The sequence below is a fragment of the uncultured Sphingomonas sp. genome, assembly GCF_913774285.1.
In the GTDB taxonomy this organism is placed as follows: Bacteria; Pseudomonadota; Alphaproteobacteria; order Sphingomonadales; family Sphingomonadaceae; genus Sphingomonas.
Map to the genome: position 1 here is coordinate 64,432 of NZ_CAJYHX010000033.1, position 19,055 is coordinate 83,486.

General features: G+C 65.7%; 23 protein-coding genes. 19 read left to right on the forward strand and 4 right to left on the reverse strand.

Annotated features, from left to right (window positions below):
- The first annotated feature begins 79 nt into the window (after positions 1-79).
- From motA to QZ670_RS18675, 13 genes are all read left to right on the forward strand, one after another.
- Entirely contained in the window at positions 80-964 is an 885-nt protein-coding gene (motA, locus tag QZ670_RS18615; protein ID WP_294258325.1) for a flagellar motor stator protein MotA, read from the forward strand.
- Positions 939-1,259, forward strand: coding sequence for an STAS domain-containing protein (locus QZ670_RS18620; RefSeq protein WP_294258330.1), 321 nt, complete (start codon positions 939-941; stop codon positions 1,257-1,259). The genes motA and QZ670_RS18620 overlap by 26 nt, the downstream gene beginning before the upstream one ends.
- Entirely contained in the window at positions 1,256-1,621 is a 366-nt protein-coding gene (locus tag QZ670_RS18625; RefSeq protein ID WP_121078538.1) for a response regulator, read from the forward strand. Before QZ670_RS18620 ends, QZ670_RS18625 begins: the two co-directional genes overlap by 4 nt.
- Positions 1,618-3,903: a chemotaxis protein CheA gene (locus QZ670_RS18630; RefSeq protein ID WP_294258337.1), complete on the forward strand. Its 2,286-nt coding sequence runs from the start codon at positions 1,618-1,620 to the stop codon at positions 3,901-3,903. The genes QZ670_RS18625 and QZ670_RS18630 overlap by 4 nt, the downstream gene beginning before the upstream one ends.
- Entirely contained in the window at positions 3,900-4,394 is a 495-nt protein-coding gene (locus QZ670_RS18635; RefSeq protein WP_093297749.1) for a chemotaxis protein CheW, read from the forward strand. The genes QZ670_RS18630 and QZ670_RS18635 overlap by 4 nt, the downstream gene beginning before the upstream one ends.
- Positions 4,391-5,269 carry a protein-glutamate O-methyltransferase CheR gene (locus QZ670_RS18640; RefSeq protein ID WP_294258348.1) on the forward strand — a complete coding sequence of 293 codons (879 nt, stop codon included), beginning with the start codon at positions 4,391-4,393 and terminating at the stop codon, positions 5,267-5,269. Before QZ670_RS18635 ends, QZ670_RS18640 begins: the two co-directional genes overlap by 4 nt.
- A gap of 5 nt (positions 5,270-5,274) precedes the next feature.
- The gene (locus QZ670_RS18645; protein ID WP_294258350.1) at positions 5,275-6,327 is read left to right on the forward strand and encodes a chemotaxis response regulator protein-glutamate methylesterase; all 1,053 of its coding nucleotides are present in this window, start codon (positions 5,275-5,277) and stop codon (positions 6,325-6,327) included.
- A gap of 2 nt (positions 6,328-6,329) precedes the next feature.
- The gene (locus tag QZ670_RS18650; protein ID WP_294258352.1) at positions 6,330-6,719 is read left to right on the forward strand and encodes a response regulator; all 390 of its coding nucleotides are present in this window, start codon (positions 6,330-6,332) and stop codon (positions 6,717-6,719) included.
- Between the two features lies 1 nt (position 6,720).
- Positions 6,721-7,245, forward strand: a complete 525-nt coding sequence (locus tag QZ670_RS18655) for a chemotaxis protein CheD (protein ID WP_121078544.1) — start codon at positions 6,721-6,723, stop codon at positions 7,243-7,245.
- Entirely contained in the window at positions 7,245-7,577 is a 333-nt protein-coding gene (locus QZ670_RS18660; RefSeq protein WP_093297753.1) for a hypothetical protein, read from the forward strand. The genes QZ670_RS18655 and QZ670_RS18660 overlap by 1 nt, the downstream gene beginning before the upstream one ends.
- Before the next feature lies 1 nt (position 7,578).
- A complete protein-coding gene (locus tag QZ670_RS18665) occupies positions 7,579-8,424 on the forward strand; it encodes a flagellar motor protein MotB (RefSeq protein ID WP_294258365.1) in 846 nt (281 codons plus the stop codon).
- Positions 8,425-8,434: 10 nt separating this feature from the next.
- Positions 8,435-8,881, forward strand: coding sequence for a hypothetical protein (locus QZ670_RS18670; RefSeq protein WP_294258367.1), 447 nt, complete (start codon positions 8,435-8,437; stop codon positions 8,879-8,881).
- A 108-nt stretch (positions 8,882-8,989) separates the two neighbouring features.
- The gene (locus tag QZ670_RS18675) at positions 8,990-9,631 is read left to right on the forward strand and encodes a PilZ domain-containing protein (RefSeq protein WP_294258369.1); all 642 of its coding nucleotides are present in this window, start codon (positions 8,990-8,992) and stop codon (positions 9,629-9,631) included.
- Positions 9,632-9,649: 18 nt separating this feature from the next.
- Here the strand turns inward: QZ670_RS18675 and QZ670_RS18680 are convergent, their stop codons facing one another.
- Both QZ670_RS18680 and QZ670_RS18685 read right to left on the reverse strand, forming a co-directional pair.
- On the reverse strand, positions 9,650-10,651 hold the full coding sequence (locus QZ670_RS18680; protein ID WP_294258372.1) for an SGNH/GDSL hydrolase family protein: 1,002 nt from the start codon (positions 10,649-10,651) through the stop codon (positions 9,650-9,652).
- A 159-nt stretch (positions 10,652-10,810) separates the two neighbouring features.
- Positions 10,811-11,230: a flagellar assembly protein FliX gene (locus QZ670_RS18685; protein ID WP_294258375.1), complete on the reverse strand. Its 420-nt coding sequence runs from the start codon at positions 11,228-11,230 to the stop codon at positions 10,811-10,813.
- A gap of 84 nt (positions 11,231-11,314) precedes the next feature.
- Here QZ670_RS18685 and QZ670_RS18690 point away from each other — a divergent pair, with 84 nt between their 5' ends.
- From QZ670_RS18690 to QZ670_RS18705, 4 genes are all read left to right on the forward strand, one after another.
- Positions 11,315-12,418 carry a flagellar basal body P-ring protein FlgI gene (locus QZ670_RS18690; RefSeq protein ID WP_294258378.1) on the forward strand — a complete coding sequence of 368 codons (1,104 nt, stop codon included), beginning with the start codon at positions 11,315-11,317 and terminating at the stop codon, positions 12,416-12,418.
- Positions 12,418-12,729, forward strand: coding sequence for a rod-binding protein (locus QZ670_RS18695; RefSeq protein ID WP_294258380.1), 312 nt, complete (start codon positions 12,418-12,420; stop codon positions 12,727-12,729). Before QZ670_RS18690 ends, QZ670_RS18695 begins: the two co-directional genes overlap by 1 nt.
- A complete protein-coding gene (locus QZ670_RS18700; RefSeq protein ID WP_121078562.1) occupies positions 12,726-13,151 on the forward strand; it encodes a flagellar protein FlgN in 426 nt (141 codons plus the stop codon). Before QZ670_RS18695 ends, QZ670_RS18700 begins: the two co-directional genes overlap by 4 nt.
- Before the next feature lie 278 nt (positions 13,152-13,429).
- Positions 13,430-13,942 (forward strand): PEPxxWA-CTERM sorting domain-containing protein, encoded by a 513-nt coding sequence (locus tag QZ670_RS18705; protein WP_294258385.1) that lies wholly within the window; start codon positions 13,430-13,432, stop codon positions 13,940-13,942.
- 87 nt (positions 13,943-14,029) lie between these two features.
- On the opposite strand, the gene QZ670_RS18710 is transcribed toward QZ670_RS18705, so the two are convergent.
- On the reverse strand, positions 14,030-14,446 hold the full coding sequence (locus tag QZ670_RS18710; RefSeq protein ID WP_294258387.1) for a flagellar basal body protein: 417 nt from the start codon (positions 14,444-14,446) through the stop codon (positions 14,030-14,032).
- 3 nt (positions 14,447-14,449) lie between these two features.
- Positions 14,450-17,155, reverse strand: a complete 2,706-nt coding sequence (locus QZ670_RS18715) for a hypothetical protein (RefSeq protein WP_294258388.1) — start codon at positions 17,153-17,155, stop codon at positions 14,450-14,452.
- 162 nt (positions 17,156-17,317) lie between these two features.
- Here QZ670_RS18715 and fliG point away from each other — a divergent pair, with 162 nt between their 5' ends.
- Positions 17,318-18,352 (forward strand): flagellar motor switch protein FliG, encoded by a 1,035-nt coding sequence (gene fliG, locus QZ670_RS18720; RefSeq protein ID WP_294258390.1) that lies wholly within the window; start codon positions 17,318-17,320, stop codon positions 18,350-18,352.
- 13 nt (positions 18,353-18,365) lie between these two features.
- Positions 18,366-19,013 (forward strand): FliH/SctL family protein, encoded by a 648-nt coding sequence (locus QZ670_RS18725; protein WP_294258391.1) that lies wholly within the window; start codon positions 18,366-18,368, stop codon positions 19,011-19,013.
- Positions 19,014-19,055 lie beyond the last annotated feature (42 nt).

A 19,055-nucleotide genomic window follows, 5' to 3' on the forward strand; every position in this document is an offset into this window, starting at 1 on the left:
CAGTTTCCCAGAACCCCCCATTCGGTCGGAAACCATCCTATAATTCTGGAAAGATCCAGGGAAAGATTTTGGGCTCATCATGCTGAACGCGGTTGGTTTCGTCATCATTCTCGGTTGCGTGTTCGGCAGCTTCATGATGTCGGGCGGCAAGTTCGAGATCATCGCGCACGCGCTGCCGCACGAGCTGATGGCAATCGGCGGTGCGGCGATCGGCGCCTTCATCGTCGGCAACTCGATGCCGACGGTGAAGAAGGCCGGCGCCGGCATCATGCGTGCGTTCAAGGGCGGGCGCTGGAAGGCCAGCGACTATACCGACCTGCTGACGCTGATGTTCACGCTGCTGACGCTGTTCAAGAAGAGCGGCGCCACCGGCATCGAACCGCACCTGGACAAGCCGGAGGAGAGCGATCTCTTCAAGCCGTATCCGCGGCTGCTGAAGGACCATCACCTGATCGAGTTCCTCTGCGATTATCTGCGGATGATGACCGTCAACTTCGAGGATCCGCACCAGCTGGAATCCGCGATGGAAGCGGACATCGAGAAGCACCACCACGAGGAAACCCATCCGCAGCACTCGTTGCAGCTGATGGCCGACGGCCTGCCCGCCATCGGCATCGTCGCGGCGGTGCTCGGCGTCATCAAGACCATGGGCTCGATCGATCAGCCGACCGAGATCCTGGGCGCGATGATCGGCGGCGCGCTCGTCGGTACCTTCCTCGGCGTGCTTCTGTCCTACTGCGTGGTGGCGCCGCTCGCCGGCAAGCTGCTCGAGACGATCGAAGCCGACTCCAAGCCCTTCACCATCGTGAAGACCGCCATCGTTGCCTATGCCCAGAACCAGCCGGTGCAGGTCGCGATCGAAATCGCCCGTCGCATGACGCCCTCCGCGTACGCGCCGAGCTTCCAGCAACTCGAAACCGCTCTCGACGAGGCCAAAAATGGACTTTCCCCTGCCACCGCTTGAGGCCGGCGCGGACAACGCGCTCGCGCTCCCCGCGCACGGAACCACCGTGACGGCCGCGGATCTTCAAACCCGCCTCATCCAGGCGGTCGACGGCGACGGCCCGGTCGAGATCGATGCCTCGCAGGTCGAGAGCGTCGGCCAGGCGGTGCTGCAGCTGCTCGTCGCGGCCAAGGCCGAAGCCGAAAAGCTCGGCAAGGCCTTCACCATCCTCAACCCCAGCACTGCCTTCACCGATCGTGTGAACCGTTGCCAGCTCGCAGCGGCGGTCGGCATTGATACCGGAGAACTTCTGTGACCAAGCTGATCCTTACCGTCGATGACTCCGCGAGCATGCGCATGCTGCTCAAGACGTCGCTGACCGCGCAGGGCTTTCGCATCGAGAGCGCGAACGACGGGCAGCATGGCCTGGAGCGCATGCACGAGGTCAAGCCCGACCTGCTCATCACCGACATCAACATGCCGAAGATGGACGGGTTCGAGCTGATCGAGGCCGTGCGCCAGGTTCCCGAATTCAAGGGCGTGCCGATCCTGGTGCTCTCGACCGAATTCTCGGACGAGAAGAAGCAGCGCGCCCGCTCCGCCGGCGCCACCGGCTGGATCACCAAGCCCTTCGAGGCCACCAAGCTGGGAGCGGCGATCCGCCGCGTCTGCCCGTGAGCGACGAATTCGACGATATCCAGGCAATCTTCTTCGAAGAGTGCACTGAAGGCCTCACGACGGCTGAAGAAGGGCTGTCGGCGATGCAGTCGGGCGATCTGTCCGGCGAAACCATTGCCGGCGTGTTCCGCGCGATCCACTCGATCAAGGGTGGTGCCGGCGCCTTCGGCCATTCGGACCTGACCGCCTTCGCGCACAAGTTCGAGAACGTGCTCGACGAAGTGCGTGCCGGGAAGATCGTCCCCACGCCCGGCGTGATCCGGGTGATGCTGAGCTCGTTCGACGTGCTGTCGGACCATGTCGAGGCCGCGAAGGGCAATGCGTCCCGGCCGAACGACGGGGCCGCGCTGAGCGCGCTCGAGCAGGTGCTCGCCAACAAGGGCGTGCCGGATGGCGATGCGCCGGCTGCGGCCGCGCCTGCCGCGGCAGCCCCCGCCCCCGCCCCCGCGCCTGCGCCGGCGATGGAGGAAGAGGAAGACGAGTTCGGCTTCCGCCCGGTGGGCGTGTCGCTCGACGATCTGGACGGCCCGGATGAATCCGGCGGCTGGACCGTGCGCTTCAAGCCGTCGCGCGCCGCGCTCGCCAATGCCGGCGAGCCGCTGCTGACGGTGCGCGAGCTTGAGGGCCTGGGTGCGCGTGTCGTCTCGGTCGACCTCAGCACGCTGCCGACGCTGCGCGAGATCGATCCGGAAGACAGCTACGTCACCTGGGTGATGCAGGCACCGGCCGAGCTGCCGGAGAGCGACCTTTCCGACTGCTTCGATTTCGTGGCGCCGGACTCGGTGATCGAGATCAAGCGCGACAGCGAAGACGTGGTCCTGCCCGAAGGCTCGGGCGAAACCGAGATGGACGGCGACGAGATCCCGTTCGTGCCGGTGACCGCGACGGTCGACGACTTCATGGATCTGGGCCCTGCCCCGGCGGCTCCGGCCCCGGCACCCGCTCCGGCACCTGCACCCGTGGCGGCGGCGCCTGAAGCCGCCCCTGCCCCTGCCGCGGCGGCGACCCCGCCGGCCGGCGGCGGCGGCACGCCCGGTGGCCCCGGTGGCCCCGGTGGCGGCGGCGGTGCTGGTGGTGGCGGTGGTCCGGCCAAGCCGGTCAACGAAGCCGCGCAGACCATCCGCGTGGACCTGGTCAAGCTCGACCTGCTGCTCAACCTGGTCGGCGAGCTGGTGATCCGCAACTCGATCCTGGCCGACCGGCTGTCGCCGGCCGATCGCCAGCGCGTCGAACTGCCCGAACTGGCGCGCCTCACCCGGCAGATCCAGGACAACGTCATGTCGCTGCGCGCCCAGCCGATCCGCCAGGCCTTCAGCCGCGTGCCGCGCATGCTTCGCGATCTTTCGGTGGAAACCGGCAAGCAGATCAACCTCGAGACGATCGGTGAAACGACCGAAGTCGACAAGGGCGTGATCGAGAAGATCGGCGATCCGCTGACCCACATGATCCGCAACGCCGCGGACCATGGCCTGGAAAGCGCCGAGGAGCGGATCGCGGCGGGCAAGGACCCGGCCGGCACGATCAAGCTGTCGGCCGAGCAGAAGGGCGCCCGGATCTTCGTTCGCGTCGCGGACAATGGCCGCGGCATCAACCGCGAACGCGTCCGCGCCAAGGCCGTCGAAAAGGGCATCATCAGCGCCGATGCGGTGCTGACGAACGAGGAAATCGACCAGCTGATCTGCGCGCCGGGCTTCTCCACGGCGGAGAAGATCTCGAACATCTCGGGTCGCGGCGTCGGCATGGACGTAGTGCGATCGAACGTGGAAGCCTTGGGCGGCCGCGTCGAGATCCACTCGGTGCCGGGTGAAGGCACGACCTTCACGATGATCCTGCCGCTCACGCTGGCCATTCTGGACGGCATGATCGTGCGGCTCGCCGGCCAGCGCTTCGTCCTGCCGCTGACGCACGTGCTGGAGACGATCCAGCCCGAGCCCGGCCAGGTGAAGCGCACCGCGCCCGACCACGAAGTGATCGACATGCGTGGCGAGTATCTGCCGGTGAAGCGTGCGACGGAGATCTTCGGCCTGAACGACGATCGCGCCATCGAGGACTCGCTGGTGGTGATCGTCGAGAGCGAAAGCTCCGGCAAGGTCGGTCTCGTCGTCGACACCATCGATGACCGCCGCGAAGTGGTGATCAAGAGCCTGGATCAGAACCTGCATCCGATCCGCGGCCTGGGTGGCGCGACCATCCTGGGCGACGGCTCGATCGCTCTCATCCTCGACATCGAGGCGCTGGTTTCCTCGCCTACCCGTTTCACGCCCAAAGGACTGGCAGCATGAGCACCCCCGACACCGCCAATGATCGCAAGATCGTAACCTTCTCGCTGGCCAAGCAGATCTTCGGGATCGACATGAGCGCGCTCATCGAAATCCGCGAATGGGACGAGCCGACGCCGCTTCCCAACGTGCCCAGCTTCATCAAGGGCGTGACCAACCTGCGCGGCAACGTGATCCCGGTGGTCGGCCTGGCCGAACGCCTGGGCTGGGAACCGAGCCAGCTGCACGCCCGCTCGTGCATCCTGGTCGTGAACATCATGGGCAAGCAGGCGGGCTTCCTCGTCGACGAAGTCAACGACATCGTGGGCATCAACGTGGGCGAGATCCAGCCGGCACCGGCCGTCGAGACCGCGCTGGAGGAAAGCGTGATCGCAGGGCTGGTGCGCATCGCCACCCGCGCGAAGGACGGGACGCGTGACGAGAATGGCAGCATGGTCCTGCTGCTCGATCTCAACGCGCTCAGCCTGACCAAGCATCTGGATCTCGCAGCATGAGCGCCGCCGGGGGCGCCACCACGGCGTCCGCCGGCGCCGGTAACGCGATGGCACCAGGCCAGAACGCGGAGCTTACGCCGCGCGATTTCCAGGCCATCGCCGCGATCATGTACGACGATGCCCGCATCTCGCTCAGCGAGGCGAAGACCACCCTCGTCCAGTCGCGCCTCGCGCGCCGGCTGCGCAAGTTCGGCCTGAACCGCTTCTGCGACTATGTCGACCTGGTGCACAGCGATGCGGAGGAACGCCATGCGATGGTGGTGGCACTCACCACCAACCACACGCACTTCTTCCGCGAGCCGCACCATTTCGACCATTTCCGCGAGACCGTGATCCCCACGCTCCAGCGGAAACAGGGTCCGATCCGGATCTGGTCGGCGGGCTGCTCGTCGGGCGAGGAGGTCTATACGATCGCGATGTGCCTGCTGGGCCCCAGCCGCAGCAGCGCCTCGTGGTTGCGCAACGCCGACGTCCGGCTGCTCGCCACCGACATCGCCCCGCATGTGGTCGAGTCGGTGCAGCGCGGGGTTTATGCGGAGAATGTCGCGGCGGGTGTTCCGGAGCCGTATCGCTCGACCTGGATGAAGCCGACGCAAGGCGGCTTCGTGATGGCCGAGGAAGCCCGGCAGATGGTCACCGCGAAAGTATTGAACCTTTTCGAGCCCTGGCCCCTCAAGGCCGCCTATGATGTGATTTTCTGCCGTAACGTCATGATCTATTTCGGAGATCCCGCGAAGGAAGAGCTGGAGCATCGCTTCGTCGAGCAGCTCGCCCGGGGGAGCTTCCTGTATATCGGTCATTCGGAACGGCTGATCGGCCCGGCCGCGAGCAAGATGCGCTCGTGCGGGCACACTATTTACCAGAAGCCGGAGTAATGGGCATGAAACCAGTCCGCACGCTCATCGTCGACGACAGCGCATCGATGCGCGCGACGCTGAAGCGCATGCTCTCGGCCGACCCCGAGATCGAAGTGGTCGGCATGGCGCCGGAGCCGTTCGCGGCCCGCGACATGATCAAGGCGCTCAATCCCGACGTGCTGACGCTCGACGTCGAAATGCCCGGGATGGACGGCCTGTCGTTCCTCGAGCGCATCATGCGCCTCCGGCCGATGCCGGTGGTGATGTGCTCCACCCTCACCGCCCGCGGCGCGGAAGTGACGATCGAGGCGCTGCGCCTCGGCGCGGTCGACTATGTCACCAAGCCGAGCGGCACGCCCGAAGACATCGAGCGCGACGCCGGCCTGCTGTGCGAGAAGGTGAAGAGCGCAGCCCGCTCGGTCGCCCGCGCCGGCCCGCAGCGCCTGCCCGCCCAGCCGAGCGTCGCCTCGGGCGGCGGCGGCGGCGCCGCGGCCCAGCTGATCGCGATCGGCTCGTCGACGGGCGGCGTGGAAGCGTTGTTCTCGCTGCTGCCGGCGCTGCCGGAAGATTCGCCGCCGATCCTGATCGTCCAGCACATGCCGGCGACCTTCACGCGCAGCTTCGCGCAGCGCCTGAACGCCGAGTGCCGGGTCAACGTAGTGGAAGCTACGGATGGCGCACAGGTAACCCCGGGAACCGTCTATATTGCTCCTGGAGGCGAACGACACATGGAACTCCAGGGCGGTGCCAATGGCCGGATCAAGCTGATCCCCGGCAATCCGGTCACCGGCCATCGTCCCTCGGTGGACGTGCTGTTCCGCTCGGTCTCCAAACTGGGTGCCGGTGCCGTCGGCGTCATCCTCACGGGGATGGGCAGCGACGGCGCGCAGGGACTGCTGGAAATGCGTCGGGCCGGTGCCCGCACGCTTGGCCAGACCAAAGAGACCTGCGTGGTGTGGGGCATGCCCCGTGCCGCCAAGGAAGCGGGTGCGGTGGAGAAGGAGGTCGGCCTGTCGGCGATGCCGGAGGCCATCCTGAAAGCTTGTCGAGAAACGGTTAAGGTTGGGAGCGCATAACAATGCCCGCTGCATCACAAATCAAGGTGATGGTCGTTGATGATCAGACCAGTATGCGGGCGATGATCCGTCGTGCGCTGCAGGACCTGGGGTTCAAGGACGTCCGCGACAAGGCGAGCGCGCCGGAAGCGCTCTCGTCGATCAAGACCGACCGCGTTCACCTCGTCATCTCCGACTACAACATGCCCGAGATGGACGGGCTGCAGTTCCTGGAGGCGGTTCGCGCCGATCCGGTGATCGGCAAGACCGTGTTCATCATGCTCACCGGTTCGTCCGACCGCGAGGTCGTGCAGAAGGCGGCGGCGCTGGGCGTGAACAACTATGTCGTCAAGCCTTTCGCGCCGGCAGCGCTGAAGGAAAAGATCGAACGCGTTTTCGGCGAGCTGACCTGATATGCGCAGAGTTTCCATCGTACAGGGCGAGAACGCGGTCATCGCGGAGCCCCATGTCATGATTTCGACCCTGCTCGGGAGCTGCGTGGCCGCATGCCTCTACGACCCGGTCGCCAAGGTTGGAGGCATGAACCACTTCCTGCTCGGCGAGCCGGGAGCAGACCACAAGGTCTCGAATTCGGACATGGCACGGTACGGCGTGCATGCGATGGAACTGCTGATCAACAGCATGATGGCCAAGGGCGCGCTGCGCCCGCGGCTGCAGGCCCACCTGTACGGTGGCGCCAATATCATCTCCGGCCTGGGGGGCATCGGCGCATCGAACGCCGCCTTTGCCCGCCGGTTCATGGAGACCGAAGGCATCACGATCGCGCATTGCGATCTCGGCGGCACGCTCGCCCGCAAGGTCGAGTTCCTGCCGCACGAGGGCAAGAGCCGCTGCACCAAGGTAGCGGAGCGTGTCCAGGAACGTCCGGTCGCCCCCCTGCCTGTTGCCGCCCCCGACGGAGAATTGGAGCTTTTCTGATGTCGTGTCTGCCCATGTCGGAACCGTCCCACCCCCAGGCTCTGCCCGGCTACGACCCGTTCGCGGGCGTGCTGCACAGCGTGATGGCCGGCGAGATCCGCGAAATCAGCAAGAAGCTCGAAGGCCTGGCCGAGGTGCTGGTCTGCGACGAGCATTTCGCCGCCAATTATCTCGAACAGCTCCAGGCGTTCGACTATCTGATCCAGCACGCCGACGAGTGCGTGAACCTGCTGGAGCGGATCGCGGGCGGCGAGGATTCGCTCTCGGCGATCAGCCATGTCCGCCTCGGCGCGGTCCAGGAACGCCTGCGCAACGCGCTGAAGGGACAGTAACATGGCCCGCGGGGGGGACGTTCGGCCGATCATCGTCAAGAAGGTCAAGAAGGTCGCGGGCGGCCATCACGGCGGCGCGTGGAAGGTGGCCTATGCCGACTTCGTGACCGCGATGATGGCCTTCTTCATGCTGCTGTGGCTGCTCGCCAATCCGGACAAGGACCGGCTGAAGGGCCTCGCCAAATATTTCTCGCCAACCGTGGCCGATAGCGGCCCGTCGACCCCCGTCACCAACTCCGCGCCCGGCGCCGGCGGCCCGACCCGCCGCTCCGAGGCCGATCCCAGCGCCGCCAAGGGCCAGCCGACCTTTGAGGTGACCACCGCCGGTTCGGCGCGCGGCGGCACCGCCGACGTACCCGCGACGATGCGCGTCATGGCCTCCGAACTGATGGTGGCGCTGGAAGCGACGCCGCAGTCGCAGGGCAAGAAGAATGTCGACGTCCAGCAGGACCGGCAGGGCCTGCGCATCACGCTGATGGACACCGACCAGCAGCCGATGTTCAAGTCGAACACCGCCGAGCTCAACCCCTATGCGCGCACGCTGCTGACCAAGCTGGCGAAGAAGATCGCCACGGTCGGCGCGCAGATCGCGATCGAGGGCCATACCGATGGCGCCGGCGGGCAGAGCGACGCCAACTGGGCGCTCTCCGGCGAACGCGCGCTTGCCGCCCGCTCGGCGCTCGTCGCCGGCGGCGTGACGCCCGATCGCTTCGCTGAAGTCGTCGCAATGGGTGCCACCCAGCCGGTCTATCCGGACCAGCCCAACCGCGCCGAGAACCGCCGCATCAGCATCGTCCTCAAGGGCCAGACCTCGGCGCTGCCGAGCGACTCCAGCTTCAAGTTCTGAAGGGCGCATCGTGAAGAAACTGCTGTTCCTCATCGTCGCGCTGATCGCCGGCCTCGCCGCCGGCGGGGGCACCGCCTATGCGATGGTGAAGATGCTCGGCATCGGCGCGCCCAAGCAGGAAGCCAAGGCCGAAGAAAAGGAAGAACCCGCCAAGTTCGTGCCGACCGGCAAGGTGCTGGTGCCGCTGGTCTTCGCCGACGGACATCTGGCGGGCTATGCCGCGATGGAAGTGCAGCTCCAGGTGGACGAAACCAAGGCCGAGTTCGTCACCCAGCGCATGCCGCTGCTGCTTCACGCCATCAACATGCGCACCTATCGCACGCCGATGGCAGCGGGTCCCGACGGCATGCTGCCCGATCTCGAAGGCTTCCGGAAACTCGTCGACGCCTCGGCCACCGAAGCCTTCGGTCCCAAGGTCGTGCGCAAGATCGCGGTCACCAACGCAAATCCGGCCTGAGACGCGCCCCCGACATTCGTACGACTACCGAAGCGAAGCTGAACGTCCGTTCATCCTATAATATGCATAGGGACTGCCGATGTGCAGTCGAACGGGGAGAAAGACGCCGTGGGCGCAGCCGAACATCAGTTTGATCACAACAGCAGCGAGCCCGGCCCCTGGGCCGCGCGTGCCCCGCGCACGGTGACGACGCTGATGGTGGGCAAGCTGATCTGCGCCGGCGCGGGCGAACAGCTTTGCCGCGTCCGCAACATCTCCGCCACCGGCATGATGCTGGAAAGCCCCTTCCCCCTGCGCGAAGGCGACCGCATCGTCGTCGAACTGCGCGGCGGCCCCGTGCTCGAGGGCACGATCATGTGGGTGAGCGCAGGGCGTGCCGGGGTGCAGTTTCACGAAGCGATCGATGTCGAGGAGGTGCTCGCCGCTGCCAAGGGCAGCTCGCCGGCCGCGCGCCTGCGCCGCGCCGTGCCGCGCGCGCCCCGGTTCGCGGTTGCCAGCAGTGCCCGGCTGGTCTGCAACGGCGTGTCGCACACGGTGACGATGGAGAATATCTCGCAGAGCGGCGCCCGGGTGCGGCTTTCGAACCAGCCCGATCTCGACCGGGTGATGACGCTGGTCGTCCCCGGCCTGAGCCCGCGCAGCTGCACGGTACGGTGGGCCGAAGACGATTCCGCCGGGGTGGCCTTCATCGAGATGATTCCCTATGCCGAACTTTCCGCCTGGCTGAACGAGGCACAGCCGCCGCGCTGAGCGCGGCAGCCCCTTCCCTCACGCCAAGACGACCGCCGCCCGCCGGCGCCGAAGCGCGCCACCCACACCGGCGACTCCCACGATCAGCAGGATCCAGGTCTGGCTTTCGGGCACCGCGCTGATGCCCAGCTGGCGCGCCATCGCATTGGCGATCGCGAGGTGGACCTGGGTGGTCGGGTGGATTGCGTCGAAGTAGAGCGCGTTGCTGCAATTCGCGCGCTGCGGCGATCCTCCGTTGAGGATCTGGCACGGCGACGTCGTATCCAGCGTCGTCGGCAAGCCGAACGAGGCCGGCGACGCGAGCAGGGCGTGCTCGACGGCGAACAGGTCGAAGAACTCGGCGGTGACGCCGGGCTGGCTGCCGATGCCTTGGGCCGTCGCCCGCAACGCCTGGCTGATCTGCTGCGAGCGCGCGGTCAACGCGTCGAGACGACCGGGAATGCCGCCCGCGTCCGCCACCGAGCGCGGCAACAGGCCGATATCCGGCGAACCGACGATCAGGAAATGGCGCGCGCCGAGACCGTAGAGCGCGCCCACGCCGTCGCTGAAGTCGCTCAGTGCCGATCCGAAGCTCACCGGACCATCGGCAGCGAGCGTGTCGCGCACGTCATTCCCGCCGAAGGTGAGCAATACCAGCGCGTTGCTGTCGATCGGCGTGCCCACCTTGTCCCAGTACAACCCGATCTGGGAAAGGAAACTGGGGCTGCGCTCGCCCGACACCTGCTGTGCCGTGGCGCCGCCGAACGCCATGTTGAGTCCCCCGGCATAGACCGGCGTCGCCCCATGGCCGGTGATCGACAGGCTGAGATAGTCGGCGAAGTTGAAGCCGTTGGAGAAGCGGCCCCCGGCATAGCCATCGCGGGGACTGGGCACCGCCCCGCCGGTCGCGAGATAGGCGTTGCCCGAATCCACCAGACTGTCCCCGAAGACGTAGAGTCCCGAATAGCTAGGCCCGGCATGCGCCGCGACGGGCGCCAGACACAGAGAGAAGAACGCAAAGATTCGCGTAAAAGCCTTCATGACCGATCCCCTCTTTTGTTAACCACTCTTTAACCGACAATCGCGGTTTATCCAAGCAGTTCGTCCGGCGAACAGGTCGTGATGCAAATGGGTTGGGGCGCAATACTGCACTGCAGCAACTATAGCACGAAGCGCCGCGGCACCCGCAGCCCCGGAGGCTCAGACCTGGATGTCGAGCTTCGCCAGCTCGACGCGCACCCGCACGTCGATTTCCCGCATCAGCGCTGCCAGCTGGGGCTCGGCCGGGGTCGGCACCGTCTCGGACCATTGGACGATTTCGCGCAGGCGCGCGACGTTGGGCGTCCCCGCCACCAGTTCCTTGTGCAGCCGGTCGAGCGCATCGATGCCGCGCTCCACGTCGCGCGCCTGCTTGCGGCGGCGTTCGGCGACGGGATTGTTGGCGGCGATCGCGACCAGCATCTGCACGCTGGTGGCCGCCACCGTACCCGGTACGGGTTGCGGAGGATGCGGCGCCGTAGCGACCTGATCCTCCATGCGGCTCGCCAGGCTGGGCACAGACTTGGGCAACGCCGCCAGCAGGTTGCGCGCCATCATCGGTGACAGGCTGTCGATACGCACGAAATCAGGTCCTCGCGAGCCGTCTTGGCTCTCCTCTTCCTATAAGACGAGTAGCGTTAATTTTCCACTTGGCCCGAGAGGTTTATGTATCGTCTCTCCGCATCGTTCCTGGCGCTCGCGCTGGCCTGTTTCGGCGCGCCCCAGGCGATGGCCCAGACCCGGATCAAGGACATCGTCGACGTCGAGAATGTCCGCGAAAACCAGCTGGTTGGCTATGGCCTCGTGGTCGGCCTCGCCGGCACCGGCGACCGCATCCGCAATGCCCCCTTCACCGAGGAATCGATGCAGTCGATGCTCGAGCGGATGGGCGTTAACATCCGCGGCACGCAGATGCGCACGCAGAATGTCGCCGCCGTCTCGATCACCGCGACCATGCCCCCCTTCTCGCGCGCCGGTTCGCGGATCGACGTACAGGTCTCCGCGCTCGGCGACGCGACCAGCCTGCAGGGCGGCACGCTGATCGCCTCGTCGCTGCGCGCGCTCGACGGCGAGATCTATGCCGTGGCCCAGGGTCCGGTCGCGGTTTCCGGCTTCAAGGCGCAGGGTGCGGCGGCGAATGTCAGCCGCGGCGTCACCACCTCGGCGCGGATCGCCGGCGGGGCGATCGTCGAGCGCGAGGTGCCCTACCAGCTCCGCTCGGCCAACAGCCTCAAGCTCGCGCTGAAGAACCCGGATTTCTCCACCGCCGACCGCATCGCCCGCGCGATCAACGGTCGCTACCCCGGCGCTGCGCAGATGCTCGACCCGGCGACGGTGGAGTTGCGCCCGACCGGCCAGTTCGCCGGATCGGTGATCGATCTCGTCACCCAGATCGGCGACCTCGAGGTCAAGGTCGACCAGGTCGCCAAGGTGGTGATCAACGAAGCCTCGGGCACGGTGGTGATGAACAGCGACGTGCGGATCACGCCGGTCGCGATCGCGCAGGGCGGCCTGACCATCTCGGTCACCGAGACGCCGCAGGTCTCGCAGCCGGGTCCCTTCTCGCAGGGGCAGACCACGGTGGTGCCGCGCACCCAGGTGCAGGTGAACGACGGCAACGGCGCCAGCCTGGCGGTGATCAACGGGTCGTCGCTCAAGGCGCTGGTGAGCGGGCTCAACACGCTCGGCGTATCGCCGCGCGACCTGATCACCATTCTGCAGGCGATCAAGACGGCCGGCGCGCTCCAGGCTGAAATCGAGGTGCAGTGATGAACGACACGTCTCCCCTGCCCCCGGCGGCCCTTGCCGGGGCGACCACGCCGGCCAAGCCGCTGCCCAAGGTGGACGCGAAGAACGCCAAGACGGCGCAAGAGTTCGAAAGCGTGTTTCTGGGCCAGATGACCCAGCTCATGATGCAAAGTGTTCAACAAGACGAACAGTTTAGTGGTGGTAACGGCGAAGAGATCTTCCGCGGCATGCTTGCCGAGAAGCTCGGCGCCGCCATGGCGCGCCGCGGCGGAATCGGCCTCGCGCCAGCCGTCCTCGACCAGATCCTCAAGCTTCAGCAAGGACAGAAATGATCACGCAGCTCGTCGATGCGATGCTCTCCCTCACCGCTTTGATGGAGGAGGAGAGCGAACGTTTGGCTCGCACGCCCTATATCCGTGAGCTCGGCGAGATCGCCGATGCCAAGTTGCGGCTCGCCGGCCGCATCGAAGCGGAAGTCGCGCGACTGAAGCGCGAAAATCCGGAAGACTGGCTGGAGACGCTGGAACCGGAAGCGCGCGAGAAATTGTCCGAGGCAAGCCGTGCACTGCGCGACGCATCGGTCGTCAACTCGCGGATACTTTCGCGTCAGATCGAATTGTCTGCGGAGATGATGGCAGCGATTGCGTCGGAGGCGCAGCGTCTTACCGGCAGCCGCAGCACGACCTATAGCGCCTGTGGCGGGCTCTATGGCATGGATGCGCCTGCACCCATTTCTGTAAATGCACGTTTGTGAAGGTATTTTTTTGATTCGTCCTGCTTCGGGATCCACGCTGCGCCGCGGAATGTTTCTGTGCCATTTCGAGCGGGAAAATCGGTGAAACACGTCAGCAAGGCACGTTAGGCCTCTGATTTATCTCGCTTTTATAATGGTGTATTTCTCCTTAACTATACAGTGGCAAATTCCGCGCGTTCGTTTATAAAGAAAAGGACAGCGCGTATGGGAAGAAGAGGGTTCCTGCCTGAACAGATCGGGCAGCTCCCAGCGGCTGTGTATGCTTTAGGGAGGTGTGGATGAACAAGCTCAAGACTCTGATGATCGCGGCTGCCACGGCGGCTGGCGCTCTTACCATGGCAGGCACTGCGCAGGCGACCACGGTCGTTTGCGTCGATTCGGCTGCAGCCGTTTGCAGCTTCGACGGCTTCGGCGGTGGCTGGAACAACGTCAAGGTCGCAAAGAAGTCGACCGCAACCCAGTCGTTCGCGCTGACGCTCAACGCGCCGGGCACGCTGAACGTGACCATCTCGTCGACCTATCTCGACCTGATCAGCCTCGAGTTCGGTGGCGTCAAGCTGACCGGCATCACCAAGGGCGACACCTACACCTTCGCGGTGACGCCGTCGAACACGCCGCAGCTGCTGACGGTGGTGATGAAGAACCCGAAGACCAAGGACTATGGCTACAGCGCGCAGCTGGACTTCGCAGCGGTTCCGGAACCGGCCGCGTGGGGCCTGATGATCGCCGGCTTCGGCATGGCGGGTGGCGCGCTGCGTCGCCGCCGTACCCCGCGCGTCGCGATCGCCTGATCGCAACGCCACGGCGTTTGAAAACGGAAAGGGCCGCGAGCACCCGCTCGCGGCCCTTTTTGTCGTTCCTGCCAGGCGCAGGCGGGCTCAGCCGCCCGCCTTGCCCAGCGCGGTCTTCATCAGCACCATCTGCTTGCGGTAGATATTGGTCATCGCGCTGAAATCGGCCTGCACCTTGCCCATCTTGAGCAGCTGGTCTTCCAGCGTCACGTTGTTGCCGTCGGGCTTCGTCTCGGTCACGTCCTTGTCGAACACCACCCCGCTGCCCATCGGCTGCACGGCGCCCAGATTCTTCATCGTGCCGGTCAGCTCGACGCGTGGCTTGGCGATGCTGATGCCGCCGGCGCCCTGGAGCAGGTCACCGAAATTGGGCTCGGACACGTCGCGCGACTTGTAGCCTGGCGTTTCGCTGTTTGCGAGGTTCTGCGCGATCACCTGCTGGCGCTGCGACAGGTTCTGCATCCGCATCTGGATGGCGGAGAAGATGGTAGGCATCTCGGACATGGTTCAGAATCCCAGGGTCAGGGGGGTGCCGGCGGAAAGGCGCGACAGCGCGGCTTGATAGTTTTTCAGCTGGGCCTGCTCGACCGCGGTGGAGGCGCCTTTCTTGCTGCCGCCGCTCGTCTTGCTGCCGTCGACGAACGCGGCCTTGCTGTCGTCCCAATATAGAGAGCGATACGCGGTCTGCGTCATCGAAATCGCGTCTTTGATCTTACCCAGCGCCACTTTGGCATTGTCGACCGAGGCGAGCGTCAGCGATTCGGTGAGCTCGAGCCCGTAATTGCCGCCGGGTTTCACCTTGGGCGCGGTGCCCACCACGGCCGCCTGGCTGGCGATCCGCTGCGGCTCCAGGCCGAGTTTGGAAAGGGCATCGTTCTCCCCGCTGCCGGCGATCAGCTCCATCTCGTGGCCCTGCTTCATCGTGATGCGCAAGGACTGTTGGCCATCCACCTTGCTGGTGCTCACCGTACCCTTGGATGCGCCGATCATTCCCTGGATGCGGTCTGCGATGGTCTTGAGCGTGTCGTCCTTCTCGATCGTCACGCGGCGAACCGCCAGATTGTCCGCCTTGATCGAGAAATAGTCGCCGACACGCAGCGTCGTCTGGGTCGTGACCTTGTCCGAGACCGTGGAGTTCAACACGCCGCGATTGAAGCCGATTGCCGCCAGCGCGTTGCTGCCGCCCAGATCGGCGGTCACGCGCACCGGCTCGGTCCGCGTCTGGATCTGGCCGAACTGGGTGGTGGTGCCGACGGCGCCGGTCGCGGTGTCGATCTGGGCGACGAACCCATCGACGGGGCCCCGCCGTTTCGCGCCCAGGTCGCCGGTGGTGCGGCCGCCGGCATAGATCTTGTCACCCATGAAGGCGACGCTGTCGATCTGGTCGTCCTCGCCGGTGCCGACATAGGTCGTGGTGGCGCTGGAGAGGCCCGCGTCGATGCGCGTGACAAATCCGTCGCGGCTGCCGCTGATCGCATTCGACTGGCTACCGGCGATCGCGGTGCTGGTTGCGCCACCCACGGCGACGCTGCCGTCCGCCGCCACCGCCAGGGCGCGTGCATCGGCCGCGCCCAGGTTGATGCTGGCCAGCGTGGTCGACAGCGACGTCGCCTGCAGCTTCATCACGCTCGCCACGCCCTGGCTGGATACCAGCGCCAGCACATTGCCGTCCTTGTCGACCGCCAGGCTGTTGATGGTGTCGCTGCCGCCGCCGTCGATGGTGCGCCGGTCCGCGATCTTGCCCTTGGAATCGATCCGAACCACCATGGCGTCGCCGCCGTCCTTGTTTGCGGTGCGACCGGCGACGAAGACCGATCCGTCGGCGCCGACGGTGACCGCCCGCGCGCTATCGGCGCCCTTCGACACGACCAAGGTGGAGAACTGCTCGTCGCCATTGGCGGCATATTTGGCGACGGCCATATCGCCGTCGGCGGTGACGCCGTTGAAGCTGCCGGTCACCGTGCCGGCGACGACCACGCTGCCGTCCTGCCCCAGCGAGACCGAGGCGCCCGTCGCTGCGCCATTGGCACCCAGATTGCGCTGCCACACCACCTTGCCGGCGCTGTCCATCTTGGTGAGAAACAGATTGTCGTCACCGGTAGAGAGGTTGGCGCCGAGATCGCCCTTGGTGGTGCCGACCACATAGGTGAAGCCCTGCGCATCGGTGACGCTCGCCGCCGCCGTGGTGCTGGCATAGACTTCGCTGACCTTGGTGGTCTCGATCTTGAGTTTGCCGTCCGGCCCTTCCACCGCCGTGGAAACATTGGTCGTTTTGCCCGCCGCGACATTCTGCTCGGTAGCCTGGCGATCCAGCGCCTGGATCGTGCCCATCGTCACCTTGCTGTTTTCGCCCGTGGGATCGTTCAGGCGAAACACCTGGGTCGCTGTCGGCGAGTCGAGCGGCGTCTGACCGGTGGTCACCACCAGCGAGTCCTTGGCGCCCACCTGCTCTAGGCTCACCTGCTCGACGCCATCGGGCGTCGCGAGGTTGAGGTGCCACATGCCGTCCGTCATTTCCGGTTCAAAACGGGCATTCCATTTGCTGACCGGCTCGCCCTTGGCGTCGGTGAGGACCGTGCCATCGTCCTTGTAGCGAAGCACGGAGCTGATCTGCGCATTCAGCGATTGCGCAACCGAATTGATCGTCGGCGGCTGGGGGCCGGTCGACAGGTCGACCGTGAAGCTCTGGGACTGCGTGCCGCGCTTGATGCTGACGACGAACTGTTCATTGCCGGTCAGGCCGGGCAGCGGATCGGACGCCTTTTTCACCAGCCCCTTCCCCGACGTTTCGTACGGGTTGGTAGCGGTGAGATCGCCGGTCTTCACCGTTGACGTCGTCTTGCCGAATGCGAGATTGACCTTGTCCGAAGGCGAAGAGACCAGATAATTTTGCAGGTCGGTCAAGCCCTTCGCAAACGCCTTTTGATATTGCGCGCGCTGTGCATCCGAGGTTGTCTTGTCGGCTGCGGCTTCGGCGAGCACGCGCAGCTTGTCGAGGGATTTAAACGCGGTGAAGGTGGTCTTCACGTCGTCCGGCAAAAGGCTGCCGTTGCTGTCGCTGGTCGCCGGCTGGATCAGCGTGCGCATCGCCAGGATCGAGGTGAGCTGGGACGAGGTCGCCGTGCCGTCCTTGTCTTTCCAGGGCGGGGCGGTCGGGGTGGTGTTGAACAGCGCCTTGGCCGTCCGCACGTCCTTGCTTTCGAAGGTCGGCATGGCGCTGGTCGAGAACGAGTTCTGCCCGGTGAGCAAACTCAGACCGATGAGATTTGCCGATAAATTAACCATGAATCGATCCGTCCCTTCCCCATTTACTTCTATAATAGAGGAGAGCGCGGCCTTGCGGGTGCGCGCGGACCATTTTCTGCAGGGATGAGCATGGCTTCTGTCGCCACGGTGGGTGAACCGCCCGAACTGAAGAAATTCACCGGCCCGCAGCGTGCGGCCGCGCTGATGCTCGCGCTCGGCAAGGAACATGGCGCCCCGATCTGGGACCAGCTCTCCACCGACGAGATCAAGGAGCTTTCCTCGACCATTTCCAGCCTGGGCCGCATTCCCAGCGTCGTGGTCGAATATCTGCTTGTCCAGTTCACCGGCGAAGTGGCGAGCATGGCCTCGCTCCACGGCAGCTACGAGACCACCGAGCGCCTGCTCGCCGGCATCCTGCCGAACGACAAAGTGAAGGAGATCATGGAGGATATCCGTGGTCCCTCGGGCCGGACGATGTGGGACAAGCTGTCCAACGTCTCCGAGACCGTGCTGGCCGGCGCGCTCAAGCAGGAATATCCGCAGACCGTCGCCGTCATCCTTTCCAAGCTGCGCCCCGATCATGCCGCGCGCGTGCTGGCAGAGCTGCCGCGCGAGTTCGCGGTGGACGTGATCATGCGCATGCTGCGGATGGACACGGTGCAGAAGGAAGTCATCAACCAGGTCGAGCAGACGCTGAAGACCGAGTTCATGACCAACCTCTCCCGCTCGCAGAAGCGCGATCCGCACGAGAGCATGGCCGAGCTGTTCAACTCGCTCGACCGCTCGACCGAGGAAGCGATGCTTACCGCGCTCGACGCCAAGGCGCCGGAAAGCGCCGAACGCATCCGCGCGCTGATGTTCACCTTCGAGGATCTCGCCAACCTGCTGCCGCCGGCAATCGCGTCGATCGTCCGCAATGCCGACAAGCGCGAGATGGCGCTGGCGCTGAAGGGTGCGCCGGAGCAGCTGAAGACGATGTTCTTCAACGCGATGACCGAGCGCGCCGCCAAGCTGATGCGCGAGGACATGGCGGGTATGGGCCCGGTGCGCGCGCGCGATTGCGAAGAGGCCCAGTCGAGCCTCGTCCGGCTGGCCAAGGACCTTGCCGATCGCGGCGAGATCCTGCTGGTCGATCCCAAGTCCGACGACGCGATGATTATCTGAGGAGCATGGCAGCATGAGCATCCATGTCGAACGTTTCGCCTTCGACCGCGTGTTTTCGGCACCCGTGCCGGACAAGAAGCTGGTCGACGAGGACGCGCTGATCGAGCTGGCCGCGCTGCGCGCCGAGCTGGCGCTGCTCAAGGCCGACCAGCAGGCGGTGATCGATCGCGCCCGCGCCGAAGGTTTCGAGGCCGGACTCGCCCAGGCGCGCGCCGAGCGCGAAGTGGCGCTGCTCAGCGCGGTCGACGCGCTGCACGCCGGCATCGAGGTGATCGACGCCCAGTTCACCGAAATCACCGAGCGGGTGACCAGCGAGGCGACCGAAGTCGCGCTCGCCGCCGCCGACCATATCGCCGCCCGCGCGATCGAGCGCGCCCCCGGCGACGCGATCGACGCGGCGATCGGCCGCGTGCTGGGCCAGGTGGCCCGCGGCACCGAGCTGCAGGTGCGCGTCCACCCCGATCTGGTCGACGATATCGAAGCCAAGATCGCCGACCGGCAGTCCAAGGATCGCCGCAAGCTGAGCCTCACCGTCGCCCCCGACGCCACGCTGGCGATGGGCGATGCGCTGATCAATTGGGACGAAGGCGGCCTCGCACTCAACGCGCAAGCGCGCCGCGAGGCGATCACCGCCGAGCTGGAGAGCCTGCTGCTCCACTGAGCGGGCCTCGACGGAACGGCAAATCGGAATGACGGTTGAGCT